This window comes from Aestuariivirga litoralis (assembly GCF_015714715.1).
GTDB classification, from domain to species: domain Bacteria; phylum Pseudomonadota; class Alphaproteobacteria; order Rhizobiales; family Aestuariivirgaceae; genus Aestuariivirga; species Aestuariivirga litoralis_A.
Genome location: NZ_WAHS01000001.1, coordinates 1,306,821 through 1,319,742, shown reverse-complemented (window position 1 = coordinate 1,319,742; position 12,922 = coordinate 1,306,821). Strand labels below are relative to the sequence as shown.

The 12,922-nt window shown below is 58.7% G+C and carries 11 protein-coding genes; 6 read left to right on the top strand and 5 right to left on the bottom strand.

Translation table 11 applies throughout. From position 1 onward, the window contains the following. Positions 1–82: 82 nt before the first annotated feature. From fabF to gmk, 4 genes are read left to right on the top strand one after another with little or no spacing between them, the layout of a single operon-like run. On the top strand, positions 83–1,348 hold the full coding sequence (gene fabF, locus F8B91_RS06825) for a beta-ketoacyl-ACP synthase II (RefSeq protein WP_196502925.1): 1,266 nt from the start codon (positions 83–85) through the stop codon (positions 1,346–1,348). 27 nt (positions 1,349–1,375) lie between these two features. After that, positions 1,376–2,836, top strand: coding sequence for an endolytic transglycosylase MltG (gene mltG / locus F8B91_RS17005; protein ID WP_196502924.1), 1,461 nt, complete (start codon positions 1,376–1,378; stop codon positions 2,834–2,836). Then, on the top strand, positions 2,836–3,720 hold the full coding sequence (locus F8B91_RS06815) for a YicC/YloC family endoribonuclease (RefSeq protein WP_196502923.1): 885 nt from the start codon (positions 2,836–2,838) through the stop codon (positions 3,718–3,720). Before mltG ends, F8B91_RS06815 begins: the two co-directional genes overlap by 1 nt. Continuing rightward, on the top strand, positions 3,713–4,366 hold the full coding sequence (gene gmk, locus F8B91_RS06810) for a guanylate kinase (RefSeq protein ID WP_196502922.1): 654 nt from the start codon (positions 3,713–3,715) through the stop codon (positions 4,364–4,366). The genes F8B91_RS06815 and gmk overlap by 8 nt, the downstream gene beginning before the upstream one ends. On the opposite strand, the gene rsmA is transcribed toward gmk, so the two are convergent. The 4 genes from rsmA to F8B91_RS06790 are packed head-to-tail and all read right to left on the bottom strand — an operon-like array spanning position 4,361 to position 9,417. Beyond that, entirely contained in the window at positions 4,361–5,191 is an 831-nt protein-coding gene (rsmA, locus tag F8B91_RS06805; RefSeq protein WP_196502921.1) for a 16S rRNA (adenine(1518)-N(6)/adenine(1519)-N(6))-dimethyltransferase RsmA, read from the bottom strand. The two genes, gmk and rsmA, sit on opposite strands and share 6 nt — an antisense overlap. Beyond that, positions 5,188–6,192: a 4-hydroxythreonine-4-phosphate dehydrogenase PdxA gene (pdxA, locus tag F8B91_RS06800; RefSeq protein ID WP_196502920.1), complete on the bottom strand. Its 1,005-nt coding sequence runs from the start codon at positions 6,190–6,192 to the stop codon at positions 5,188–5,190. The genes rsmA and pdxA overlap by 4 nt, the downstream gene beginning before the upstream one ends. Next, complete coding sequence (locus F8B91_RS06795) at positions 6,189–7,172, bottom strand: hypothetical protein (protein WP_196502919.1); 984 nt, start codon at positions 7,170–7,172, stop codon at positions 6,189–6,191. Before F8B91_RS06795 ends, pdxA begins: the two co-directional genes overlap by 4 nt. A 13-nt stretch (positions 7,173–7,185) precedes the next feature. Further along, positions 7,186–9,417, bottom strand: a complete 2,232-nt coding sequence (locus tag F8B91_RS06790; protein ID WP_196502918.1) for an LPS-assembly protein LptD — start codon at positions 9,415–9,417, stop codon at positions 7,186–7,188. A 197-nt stretch (positions 9,418–9,614) separates the two neighbouring features. On the opposite strand from F8B91_RS06790, the gene F8B91_RS06785 reads away from it, so the two are divergent. Further along, positions 9,615–11,099, top strand: coding sequence for a leucyl aminopeptidase (locus tag F8B91_RS06785; RefSeq protein ID WP_196502917.1), 1,485 nt, complete (start codon positions 9,615–9,617; stop codon positions 11,097–11,099). A 110-nt stretch (positions 11,100–11,209) separates the two neighbouring features. On the opposite strand, the gene F8B91_RS06780 is transcribed toward F8B91_RS06785, so the two are convergent. Beyond that, positions 11,210–11,698 (bottom strand): winged helix-turn-helix transcriptional regulator, encoded by a 489-nt coding sequence (locus F8B91_RS06780; RefSeq protein ID WP_196502916.1) that lies wholly within the window; start codon positions 11,696–11,698, stop codon positions 11,210–11,212. 112 nt (positions 11,699–11,810) lie between these two features. Here F8B91_RS06780 and F8B91_RS06775 point away from each other — a divergent pair, with 112 nt between their 5' ends. Next, on the top strand, positions 11,811–12,884 hold the full coding sequence (locus tag F8B91_RS06775; protein WP_196502915.1) for an alkene reductase: 1,074 nt from the start codon (positions 11,811–11,813) through the stop codon (positions 12,882–12,884). The last annotated feature ends 38 nt before the right edge of the window (positions 12,885–12,922 follow it).

Below are 12,922 nucleotides of genomic sequence, written 5' to 3'. Positions count from 1 at the left end.
CCCGCGTTTTCCTGTGTGGTAGAAGCAACCCCGCGCCACGAAAGCTGGCGATTCAGGGACGAAATAAAAAAAGGCATTGAGCATGAAACGTGTTGTGATCACTGGTCTTGGCATGGTCTCGCCCCTGGGCGCTGACTTTGAAACCACCTGGAAGAACATTCTGGCCGGTGAGTCTGGCGCAGGCCCCATCACCCAGTTCGATGCTTCGGACCTTTCGACCCGTATCGCTTTCGAAGTGAAACGCGGCGACGGCACCAACGGCACGCTCAACATGGATCAATGGGTCGACGGCAAGGACCAGCGCCGCTTCGACGATTTCATTCAATTCGCCTTGGTCGCCGCCAAACAGGCGATGACTGATGCTGGTCTTGAGATCAAAAATGATGACCAGGCTTACCGCTCCGGTGTCATGGTCGGTTCTGGCATTGGCGGTCTTACCTCGATTTACGAAACCTCGCTCCTGCTGCAGGAAAAAGGCCCCCGCCGCATCAGCCCCTTCTTCATTCCGGGCTCGCTGATCAACCTGGCCTCAGGCCTCATCTCAATCAATCTGGGCCTCAAGGGCCCGAATAGCGCGGTGGTCACCGCCTGCTCGACCGGCTCACACGCCATTGGCGATGCCGCCCGCATCATCATGATGGATGATGCTGACGTGATGGTGGCAGGTGGTGCAGAAGCCTGCATCAACCGCCTCGGCATTGCCGGCTTCATCGCCTGCAAGGCGCTGTCGCATAATTTCAATGACGACCCCAAGAAAGCCTCGCGCCCCTATGACAAGGACCGTGATGGTTTCGTGATGGGCGAGGGCGCTGGCATTGTCGTGCTCGAAAGCCTTGAACATGCCAAGGCGCGTGGCGCGAAGATTTATGCCGAAGTCATCGGCTACGGCATGTCCGGCGACGCTTATCACGTCACTGCGCCGTCAGAAGATGGCGATGGCGCTTACCGCTGCATGCAGGCCGCCCTGCGCCGAGCGCAGATCGATGCCAGAGACATTGACTATGTGAATGCCCATGGCACGTCGACGCCGCTGGGTGACGAGATTGAACTCAAGGCCGTTGAACGCCTGCTTGGCAATTCTGCGCCTAATCTTTCAATGTCTTCCACCAAATCCGCCGTTGGCCATTTGCTGGGTGCAGCGGGTGCCGTCGAAGCGATCTTCTCGGTGCTGGCTTTGCGCGACAATATCTGCCCGCCCACATTGAACCTCGACAACCCTTCAGTGCAGACCTCGATTGACCTGGTGCCGAAACAGGCCAAGAAAAAAGAGATCAACACAGTATTGTCCAATTCATTTGGTTTTGGTGGTACCAATGCAAGCCTGATCATGCGGCGCTACGCCGCCTGATCACTTATGTGAGCGAGGCCACGCCCATTGAGTGACAACCACCCCATCATTCGTGTCTCCAAGCCGCAGAAACACAAGAAGCATGGCTCGGCCTTGCTGCGGGTTTTTGGAAGCTGGCTATTGTGGATTATCGTTTTTGGTGCCCTCATCGGCGGAGCCTTCACCTGGTCCTGGCTGAATTTCACCGCACCTGGCCCACTCGACAAGCCAAAGACCGTGCAATTGCCCGTGGGCGCTGATCATAGTGCCATCGCGGTTGCTCTCGCAGACCAAGGTGTGATTTCCAACCCCACGATCTTTTCAGCCGCCGCATATCTGCAGGAACTGCGTCACGCCAAGCTGCGCTCAGGCGAGTATGAATTCCCGGCAGGCGCAACAATGGATGACGTGTTGGCCATGATCATCCGCGGCCAGGTGCTGACTTATAAAGTCACCATCCCGGAAGGCTGGACGTCGCAGATGGTGGTGAACCGCCTCAACGATCAGGACCAGCTGCAAGGCAACGTTCTCGCCGAACCGGAGGAGGGCAGCCTGCTGCCTGAAACCTATGTGATGTCGCGCGGCTATCCGCGCGAAAAGCTGCTGGCAGACATGGCCGCTGCGCAAACGAAATACCTTGATCAGGCCTGGAGCCGCCTCCCGGCAGGCAGCCCGATCAAGTCCAAAAAGGATCTGGTCACTCTCGCTTCCGTGGTGGAACGCGAAACCAGCGTGCCCGAAGAACGCCCGATGGTGGCTGCTGTCTTCCTCAACCGCCTGAAGGCCAATATGCGTCTGCAGTCGGACCCGACGGTGATCTATGGCATCGCTGGCGGCAAGGGCAAGCTGGACCACCCGCTGACGCGCAGCGAGCTTGATGCACCCACGCCCTACAACACCTATACGAACGACGGCCTGCCGTCTGGCCCAATCGGCAATCCGGGCAAGGCCTCGATTGAAGCGGTGCTCAATCCAGCGAATGTAAAATATCTCTATTTCGTGGCCAATGGCCTTGGTGGCCATGCCTTCGCCAACACGCTGGATGAGCACAATGCCAATGTGAAAAAATGGCGGGCCTTGATCAATGCACCTGCGCCAGACGCCAGCCCAACCGCGAGCCCGAAGGCTACCTCTATTCCGAAGCCCATGGCGCCGGGCGAGAAGCCAGCACCCGTCCCAGCACCTGCGCCGGATGCCAATGCCAATTCCATGCCGGCCCCCGATGTCGCCCCGGTGGCAGAGCCAGCAACACCAGAAGTTCCGGCCACGCCACCTGTGACGGCCAAACCGGAGCCGGTAACACCACCTGTAAAGCCTGCACCCGCAACGCCGACACCGGCGGCCAAGCCGGCTCCCACTGCCAAGCCCGCTGTCACGGCACCAGAAACTGCGAAGGCTTCTGCTCCTGCGACGGCCAAGACTGTGCCGGCTCAACCTGTGCCGCCAGCCAAGCCAGTGAAGCCCAAGAAGAAGATCCCTGTCCCTGTTCCCAAGAAGCCCCAACCCTGATGGCGATCAGCTCCATGACTGGCTTTGCCCGCGATGCCGGCAGCCTCGGGGAGGCGTCCTGGACTTGGGAAATCAAAAGCGTGAACGGAAAGACGCTGGATGCCAGGCTGCGTCTGCCCATTGGTTTTGACCAGATCGATGCGCCGGCCCGCGCCGCGCTCAATCAAACTTTCAAGCGCGGCAATCTGCAAGTCACCCTCGACGTGCAGCGCAAGGATGATGCGGGCGGTATCAGCATCAACCGCGAAATTCTGGCGCAATACGTAGCCATCGCCCGCGAGATCGAAACCCAGCATGGCAGCCCCGCACCGCGCGCCGAATTGCTGCTCGCCCTGAAGGGCGTGATCGAAACCAAGGGTGCCACCGTCGATGAAGCCAGCCAGCAGGCTTTGGACAAGGCCTTGCTCGCCTCTTTCGGCAAGGCCGTGGCCGCACTCGATGCCGCCCGCAGGGCCGAGGGCCAAAGCCTTAGCGCGGTGATGGCGGGCCAGCTGGACGGGATCGAAGCACTGCACAAGGCCGCCACAAATAACCCCGCCCGCACGCCCGAAGCCATTCGCGCCCGATTAAAAGATCAGGTCGCGGCTTTGATGGACGTAGCCAAATTTGACGAGCAGCGCCTGACTCAAGAGGCTGTAATGCTGGCCACCAAGGCCGACATCAAGGAAGAACTGGACCGGCTTCAGGTTCACATCGCGGCCGCCCGCACCTTGCTGAAATCCACCGAACCTGTCGGCCGCAAATTCGATTTCCTGGCGCAGGAATTCAACCGTGAAGCCAATACGCTGTGTTCGAAAGCCAATGATTCCAGCTTGACCGCCATCGGCCTTGACCTCAAAACCGTCATCGATCAGATGCGCGAGCAGGTACAGAACATTGAGTAAGACCCCAGCCAAAAGAATTGAGATCGCCAGACGCGGCCTGCTTTTCATCATTTCTTCGCCCTCGGGTGCGGGCAAGACAACGCTGTCGCGCCGCTTGCTTGAATCCGATAAGCACATCACCAGCTCAGTTTCGGTCACCACGCGCGCGGCGCGTAAGGGTGAAGTTGATGGGCAGCATTACCACTTCATCAGCAAGGAGCGTTTCGATGAGATGGTTGCAAAGAAAGAATTGCTCGAATGGGCCAATGTCTTTGGCAACTTTTATGGAACGCCAAAAGCGCTGGTGGAAAAGGCGTTGAATGAGGGCCAAGACGTGCTCTTCGATATCGACTGGCAGGGCACGCAACAGCTGTCATTGGCTCTGCAGGATGATTTGGTCCGCGTTTTCATTCTGCCGCCTGATGCAGATACGCTTCACGACCGCTTGATCGGCCGCCAGCAGGATGCCGCTGCAATTATCGCCAAACGCATGGCAGAGGCGCCACGAGAAATCAGCCATTGGCCGGAATATGACTACATCGTCATCAACGACGATCAGGACGGTGCCTACAATGATCTGGTGTCCATTCTCAAGGCTGAGCGCCTGCGAAAGCGGCGGCAGATCGGCATCCCGGATTTTGTCCGCACACTGACGACCCGGTTATAGTTTTTGCGCCAGACGGGCGAAATCTGACACCGTCAGCGTTTCCGCCCGCGCGGTGGGATCGAGCCCCAAACTCACCAGCACGTCTTCCGGATTCGGAAACACTGCTTTCAAACTTTGCCGCAGCATCTTGCGGCGCTGGCCGAAACCCGCGGCGGTGACGCGCTCCAGCGCGTTGAGCGCACATTCCGGTTCGCACTTGGCGCGTGGCACAAGCTGCACGATGGACGACGTCACCTTTGGTGGTGGCGTGAAGGCAGACCGGTTCACATCAAACAGTTTCTTTGCCTCGCAGCGATACTGGCTGATGACCGAAAGCCGCCCGTAAGCGTCTTCGCCAGCCTTGGCCACGATGCGCTCCGCCACTTCCTTCTGGAACATCAGCGTGAGCGAGGCAAACCACGGTGGCCATGGCTCCTGTGTCAGCCACCCGATCAGCAAAGGCGTGGCCACATTGTAGGGCAGGTTGGCCACGATCTTCACCGGCCCCTTGATGTGTCGCGTAAGATCAACCGCCAGCGCGTCGCCTTCGATCACTTCAAGCCGGCCCGGATAGGCCGCTTCAATCTCGGCCAGTGCGGGCAGGGCGCGCCGGTCCCGCTCGATGGCGACCACATGGGTGGCACCCTCGGCCAGCAAGGCGCGCGTCAGACCGCCAGGCCCAGGCCCCACTTCGATTATGGTGAAACCGTCAAGTGGTGCGGCACTGCGGGCGATGCGACGGGTGAGGTTGAGGTCAAACAGAAAGTTCTGTCCCAACGCCTTGTTGGCATTGAGGCCATGGGCTGCGATCACCTCGCGCAGTGGAGGCAATCCATCATCACTCATCGCTTGGCGGCCATCTCAGCTGCAAGCTTGAGGGCTGCGATCAGGCTGTCGGCGCGCGCCGTGCCGCGGCCTGCCAGCCCCAGTGCCGTGCCATGATCCGGCGAGGTGCGGATAAACGGAAGCCCCAGCGTGACATTCACGCCGCCATGAAAATCCAGCATCTTGACGGGGATCAGCGCCTGGTCGTGATACATGCAAAGAATGGCATCATAAGTGGCGCGCGCCTCGGCATGGAAAGACGTGTCGCCCGGCAGGGGGCCAAAGGCATTAATGCCGCGCCCGCGCAACCGCTCGATGGCGGGCTCGATGATGTTGCGGTCTTCGAGGCCCATCGCGCCATTTTCGCCGGCATGCGGGTTCAGCCCCGTCACTGCAATGCGCGGCGCGGCAATCCCGAAAAAGCGCTGCAGGCTTTGCGCTACCACTTCGCCCTGCGCGATGATCGACGCGGTGGTGAGTGCCTCGGGCACGTCTTTGAGTGGAATATGAACGGTGATCGGCACGCTACGCAAAGTGCCAGCCACCAGCATCATTACTTCCTGAACCTGATAGCCTTCTTCCTGCACGATGCTGGCGAGGAAGTCTGTATGGCCCTGGAATTTGAACCCTGCCGCATAGAGCGCATCCTTGTGGATGGGATTGCTGACCATGGCAGAGGCCGTGCCGATCATGCAGGCATGGGCGGCACGCTTGATAATGTCGATCACATATTCCGAGTTGCGCGTGTCGATCCATGCCGCCCGCGAGGGCTTGGGCAATGGCAGGTCAAGTACAGGGAGGCTGGTGGAAAACACGCCATGCGCCTGTGACGGATCGGTGATCCGCGCCACCGGCACGTCAAGCTTTAAAGGTACGATCCGGGCTTCGAAATCATCAGCATCACCGAGGAGGAAGAAGCAATGGGCCTGGTCTTGATGCAGCGCAGCCCAGGCCTTGGCAGTAATTTCCGGCGCAATGCTGGCCGGCTCACCGCAGGTCAGGACGATGGGCGCATCCATCATTGCGCATAGCTCGGATCTTTATACTCAATCACGGCATTCTTGCGCATCAAAGCCACATACTTGTCTTCGGCAGCTTGATATTTTTCGTTCATCGCCATGGTTTCCACCTGGTCGCGGGTTGGCAGCGTCACATTGATCGGTGGTGGCGTCAGCACGCGGCTGCCGCAATAGGCGAGAAGCTGGATGCCTTTGGCGTAGCGGATGGGACCGAGTGCGCGGCCCACCTTCATCTTGGCAATTTGGGCTTGCATGGGAGGCGGCAGCTTCCTGGCATCGGCTTCTATCTTACGACCCACCTGCACGTTGAAAATGCCTGAGGCCGCAGCCTTGATGCCGCCGCAGGATGTCAGCTTCTGGGCCACTACATTCGCCTCGATGGCGCGCGATTGAATGAGCTGCGGATCATTGCCCTCAACCGGAAAATTGACTTCCTGCAACTGAATCACCTTGACCGGCTGGCGGCGCGGATCGGCTTCCATCTTTTGCACCTTGCCATTGATATCTGATTTGATTGCGGCCAGCTTCTTGTCCACATCGGCGGGATCAACAGCGACCTTCTCGCGGTATTTGGCCGTGAGCAGGCGTGACATGGCCATTTGCGCGGAAGCGGTAATGCGCAGCACGGTCATGCTGAGGCCAGCGCTGGCAAGCTTCGCCTTGAGGCCGGCATCATCGGTCTTGAGGTTCTGGGCGATCTGCCTCAGGCGCTCATCCACTTCTTTTTCTGAGGGGTTGATATTGCCCAACTTGGCTTCGTCGATCTTGACATAGTCATTGATGATGGCGTTGGCGGCCGCCTTGCGGGTGAGCTTTTCGGGTCTGCTTTCACCCATGAACTTCATCAGGTTGATGCGTTGCTGCACGTCAAAGCCGGTGACAGGATGGTCATTGACGGTCGCAATCACGGCTTCCTGCGCCATGGCGGGAAGAACACTTGCGGACAATACGATGCAGAACAGAATTCTGGCAAAATGCCTCATGGCAAAACTCACCTTAGAAGCCGGCGACGAAGCCGGTCTTGCCGATGGTGGCAAACTCGATCGACATGATGACGCGATTATCCACCGCATGCGAAATCGTGTCTTCGGTGCCGGCATAGTACAGTTTGAAGTTCATGCACTGGCAATCGAACTCCACGCCCGCCACTTTGCGGGTCAGAACATTGGTCCGAATATCGTAAGTCATGCCACCAAACAGGCTCCAGCCATCATTCAAGCCAACCTTTGCATCGCCTGAGACCCAGTGTTGTTCTGTGACCAGGCCATAGGCAGGTTCCGCCTTGAAATCCAAGTAGCTCAAACTAGCGGAAATCCTGTCAAAACTAAGGCTGGCCACGGCTTCCTGGCGGTTGATGGCGCTGAAGTCATCTTTCCAGCGTGCTTCATAGGACAGGCTGAGTTCGTTCCACGGCTGGAATACGAATGCACCCACCATGTCGGATTCATTGTCGGCGAGGCCCGAGCCATCCACAAAGCTATTCTGCCCGGCAATGTGGAACGATTGACCGAGGCTGGCCCGGATGAAGCCGCCATTGCGCCCGAAGAGTGAATAGGTCAGGCCGAGATCAGCCCGCGTGCCGCCTTCGTAACGGTCAAGGCCGGTAAAGCGGTCAGCCAGGAAAAGGCTGGTATGATCGTAATTCAGGGTGATTGAATCTTCATTGCCGAACTTGCTCGTATCGCCCTCATTGGCGGAGGACACGATCTGGAACACTGGTGAAATGATGCTCTGACCGAATGGCAGATCAGCCACGAAGGGCATGCGCGCGTCCACGCCAACTTCTGGCAGAATGCGGGCAAAGGTGGTGGAATTGGTGGTGCCGGGTGCCAGCGGGTCCGGCACATTTTCGGCGGTGATCATGTCGCCGCGCAGATTGGCGAAGGGGGTAACGACCGTGCCCGCCGTGCCATAAAACTGCTTGTGCCAGTTCATCTGTGTGGTGGCACGGGTCTGGTCGGTGCCTTGCACGGTGGAATATTGCGGGTTGCCCGGAACCGGCACCGGCGTCCAACCGATGGCACGATGGATTGAATAGGCGTTGTAACTGAAGTTGAACTGCCCACCGATCGGCGTATCGCGCACAATGGTTTCGCCGGTGATGAACGGCATGGCGTAGGGGAGCGTGCGCGGATCAATCGCCGTATCCAGCGAGCCGAAATTCAGCAGCTGGGCGGAGAAGTAGTTCTGGTCGTCGATGCGCGTGGCAAACAGGTCATTCGTGGCATAGGAGCGGCCATCGAAGCCATAGCTGTCGAGGAATTTGCGGTCGCTGTTCAGCGTGCCGTCCCAGCCATAGGTCCAGTCATCACCGGATTTGAAGCGGCCCTTGGTGGTGATGGCACCACGCCATTCGTGGTCGTCCTCGCCGGTCTTGGCCGTGAACTGGTGAACGCCCATGCCACGGATGGAGAAGTTGCCATTCTCCAACGCTTGCCGATATTCGATATCAGCGATAGGGCCTTGCTCAGAGGAAAAAATCGGCCGGAAGGTGATGTCCGAAGACGGAGAGAGAGCCCAGAAGAACGGGACAACAGCACCCACGCCATACACGTTGGAAAAGGCCAGGTCAGGCAGCAGGAAGCCGGTGCGGCGCGTCACTGAAGGGTCCGGCATATTGAGGCGCGGCAAGCCCGCTACCGTCACGCCACCAAGTTTGAAGCGCGGCTGAACGTGATAGAGATTGTGGCCCTTGCTGTCATGGGTGGTCTGCTCGCTGACGATTTCCCAAATCGGATTGCCGCTCTTGGTGCGGCACGTCTTGCAGACGGTGTAATGGGCGCGTTCATAGATGAAGGTCGTTCCATCGACGCGGCGCAAACGGTTGGCCAAAATGGTGCCATTGTTGGTGAGCAGCATCTTGATATGGTTGAGGATGCCGTCACGGAATTTGTTGCGCATCACCATCGTGTCGGCTTCCAGCACGTTGCCATTGGGCTCGGTGATGACGATCGATCCATCGGCGCTGAACTCACCGGTTTTCTCGTTGATCGTCACACGACTGGCCGTCAGCGTGTAGGGGCCGTATTTGACCTGCACGGTGCCGCGCGCCGTACCGATCTTGCGCTTGACGTCATAGGTGAAAATATCAGCGTCAACCAGAGCGCGTGTGCCTGCCGGAGGGCTCGAGGTGATAGGGGCGATGAAGGTCTTATTTTCGATGGCATGGGCTGTTTGGATGCCAAAACCGGCCAGCAAAATCAGCCCGGCAGCCAGCACAACGCACATGCGAAGGATAATACCTTCGCAGTGCAAGCGTCCGCCCCGGCGCTGTGCTTCCCCGATCAACCTGTTCCCACCTCACTAAACGTAACAATCTTCTACCCAAGTTCACGCGATTAGCAAAGTCTTAACTCGTTGAATCATGAGCATGGTTGAAGGATTTTTAACGCCCGTATAGCCTTGACAAAACTGGAAAGATTCGCATGAAAATTACCTTCGTCAGCAAGTTGCCCCAACAGGTCAGGATTCTCTGCATTGTCATCAGTGAAGGAGCACCCTTGCCCCCCGCTGGAAAGGCACTGAATGATGCCAGCCAGGGGCGGATCTCGCAGGCGGTAAAAGTAGCCAAATTCACTGGCAAACGAGACCAAACGCTTGAAATTCTGGCCCCTTCCAAATCCTGCGACCGGCTGTTTCTGTTCGGTGCCGGTGAAGCGGCCAAAGTCACTGCGCGCGAGCTGGAACTCACCGGCGGTGCTCTGGCCGGGGCGCTGGGGGCAGCCAAGGTAGAATCAGCTGGCGTGGTTTTGAACCTGCCGGGCCTGAAGCTGGTGAAGGCCGATGAGGCGGCGGCACTGGTTGCCTCCGGTGCCAGCCTCCGCAACTATCAGTTCCTGCAATACAAATCAAAAAAACCGGAAAACGGCAAACGCCTCGAATCTTTGGTGATCGAAGCCGCCACCCCGGCCAAGGCAAAGGCAGCATTTGCGAATTACGAGGCCCTTGCAGAGGGCGTGCATCTGGCGCGCGACCTGGTGAACGAGCCTGCCAACGTGCTTTACCCGGCGGAATTTGCCAACCGCGCCAAAGCCCTGAGCAAGTCAGGCGTGAAAGTCGAAATCCTCAACCCGGCGCAGATGAAAAAGCTGGGCATGGGCGCATTGCTCGGCGTGTCGCAGGGCTCGCCCTTTGAGCCGCGACTCGTCGTGATGCGCTGGGATGGCGGCAAAGCAGGTGAGGCCCCGGTTGCTTTCATCGGCAAAGGCGTGACCTTCGATACCGGCGGTGTTTCGATTAAGCCGGCGGGTGGCATGGAAGACATGAAGGGCGATATGGGCGGTGCCGCCTGTGTGACGGGCCTCATGCTGGCCCTGGCCAAGCGCAAGGCGAAGGCCAATGTGATCGGCGCCATCGGCATTGTTGAAAACGCCATCGACGGCGCGGCCCAGCGCCCCGGCGACGTGGTGAAATCCATGTCCGGGCAGACCATCGCCGTACTCAACACCGATGCTGAAGGCCGGCTCATTCTGGCTGACGTGCTGTGGTACGTGCAGGACAGGTTCAAACCTAAATTCATGGTCAATCTTGCCACACTCACGGGTGCCATCATGGGCGCTCTCGGTAAGGACTATGCCGGGCTGTTCTCGAACAATGACGAGCTTTCGACCCGGCTCACCGAAGCCGGATTAGAAACAGGTGAGCGCGTCTGGCGCATGCCGATGGGCCCCGAATATGACAAGCTGATCGACAGCGACATTGCCGACATGAAGAATATCGGCGGCCGTTTCGGTGGTGCCATCACCGCCGCGCAATTCCTGCAGCGCTTCGTGAACAAGGTGCCTTGGGCCCATCTCGACGTCGCCGGAACGGCGATGGATTCGACCAAGACCGCCATCAACCAGAGCTGGGGCTCAGGCTGGGGCGTGCGTTTGTTGAACCGGTTGGTGGCTGATCACTACGAGAGTTAAAATTCCACCACGCGTCATTCCCGCGAAGGCGGGAACCCAGCTTCTTCATCACGAGATCGATGTCAAAAAAAGCTGGGCCCCTGCCTTCGCAGGGGTGACGAACAAAAAAATTACGACAGATAAGTTCCCGAATTCTTCTTGGCCGTAACGTCCTCGCCAATGGCACCGGACCGCTTGCGGCCAAGCTCTTCCACCGTCTTGCTGCCGGCATGCGAGTGATCGAACTTGGCCCGTGATTCCTCGACATAGGCGCGGTTGGCCAACGCCCACACGCCCACAGCTTTCAATGGCTCAATCAGCGTCAGCCCCATCGGCGTCAATTCATAATCCACCCGCGGCGGAATGCTGGGCGTGACAGTCCGAGTCACCAGCCCATCGCGCTCCAGCCCACGCAAAGTGAGCGACAGCATGCGTTGTGAAATCGCGGGGATCGCGCGGCGCACTTCGTTGAAGCGCATCGGGCCGCCGGCCAGAAGCTTCACCACATAGACCGTCCACTTGTCGCCGATGCGGGCCAGCACATCCGCCACCGCCTTGCAGCCGCCCGCTTCGTGGGTGGTGTCTTCGGGTGCGGTATCATCGCTGTGACTGTGTGACATAACTGTGCCTTCTTGTGTTACGATTTCCAGTTACCTATTTAGGTTCGGTAACATTCGTTTACTGGGTCACAAATAGCAACCTCCGGCCCAAATTGCAAGGAAAGAGAAAATCATGAGCACACTCTGGAGCCCGATCAAGCTCGGCAAACTGGAATTGAAGCACCGCCTGGCCTTGGCACCGATGACGCGCAGCCGCGCCAAGCCTGATGGCACCCCCGGCGATGACGCCGCTGAATATTACGCGCAACGCGCTTCCCTCGGCCTGCTGATTGCCGAAGGCACCCAGCCCAATGATGATGGCCAGGGCTATACAACAACGCCGGGCATCTACACCGACGCCCATGTTGCCGGTTGGAAAAAAGTGACTGACGCCATCCACAAGGCCGGCGGCCATCTGTTCATCCAGATCATGCATGCCGGCCGCGTCGCCCATCCGGACAACACGCCGCATCACCGCCAGCCGGTGGCCCCTTCAGCCATCGCCCCCAAAGGCCAGATGTTCACCCCAACCGGCATGCAGGACTATCCACTGCCGCGCGCCCTCACCACGGCGGAAGTGAAACAGACCGTGAAGGATTTCGCTTACGCCGCAAAACGCGCCATTGAAGCCGGTGCTGACGGTGTCGAAATCCACGGGGCCAATGGCTATCTTGTGCACCAGTTTCTCTCGCCCGAAACCAACACCCGCACCGATGAATATGGCGGCTCGGATGAAAACCGTGCGCGCTTCGCCATTGAAGTGGCGAAGGCGATGATTGCCGAAGTGGGCGCAGACCGCGTGGGCATTCGCCTTTCGCCGGTGAACGGCCATGCCAGCGTGCCGGAGAAGATCGAGGAAGTGGCAAGCACCTATCGCTATCTGGCGCAGGAACTGGCCAAGCTTGATCTGGTCTATCTGCATTTGCTGCATACCGGTCAGGACGCGCTGATTTCTGACATCCGCAAGGCCTGGAAGAACGTGCTTCTGGTCAACCGCCCGGGTGCTGCGCCGGAAAATCTGGCCAAGGATATCATTACTGGTTTGGCGGACATGGTGCCGGTTGGCCAGATGGGCCTTGCCAATCCGGATCTGGTCGCACGCCTCAGAAGGGCGGCCCCACTGAACAAGGCGGATCCATCCTCTTTTTTCAGCCCCGGCGCGAAAGGCTATATCGACTATCCATTCCTGTCGTCACAAGCCGCCTGAGCACGCCGAAAATAACGTTTCCTTGAGTGGGCGCTTCC

What these genes read in the sequence shown, in the direction of transcription:
- F8B91_RS06795 (WP_196502919.1), bottom strand. Translation starts at nt 7,172, where the DNA reads ATGAGGCATTTTGCCAGAATTCTGTTCTGCATCGTATTGTCCGCAAGT.
- rsmA (WP_196502921.1), bottom strand. Translation starts at nt 5,191, where the DNA reads ATGAGTGATGATGGATTGCCTCCACTGCGCGAGGTGATCGCAGCCCAT.
- F8B91_RS06815 (WP_196502923.1), top strand. Translation starts at nt 2,836, where the DNA reads ATGGCGATCAGCTCCATGACTGGCTTTGCCCGCGATGCCGGCAGCCTC.
- F8B91_RS06780 (WP_196502916.1), bottom strand. Translation starts at nt 11,698, where the DNA reads ATGTCACACAGTCACAGCGATGATACCGCACCCGAAGACACCACCCAC.
- fabF (WP_196502925.1), top strand. Translation starts at nt 83, where the DNA reads ATGAAACGTGTTGTGATCACTGGTCTTGGCATGGTCTCGCCCCTGGGC.
- F8B91_RS06775 (WP_196502915.1), top strand. Translation starts at nt 11,811, where the DNA reads ATGAGCACACTCTGGAGCCCGATCAAGCTCGGCAAACTGGAATTGAAG.
- pdxA (WP_196502920.1), bottom strand. Translation starts at nt 6,192, where the DNA reads ATGATGGATGCGCCCATCGTCCTGACCTGCGGTGAGCCGGCCAGCATT.
- F8B91_RS06785 (WP_196502917.1), top strand. Translation starts at nt 9,615, where the DNA reads ATGAAAATTACCTTCGTCAGCAAGTTGCCCCAACAGGTCAGGATTCTC.
- F8B91_RS06790 (WP_196502918.1), bottom strand. Translation starts at nt 9,417, where the DNA reads ATGTGCGTTGTGCTGGCTGCCGGGCTGATTTTGCTGGCCGGTTTTGGC.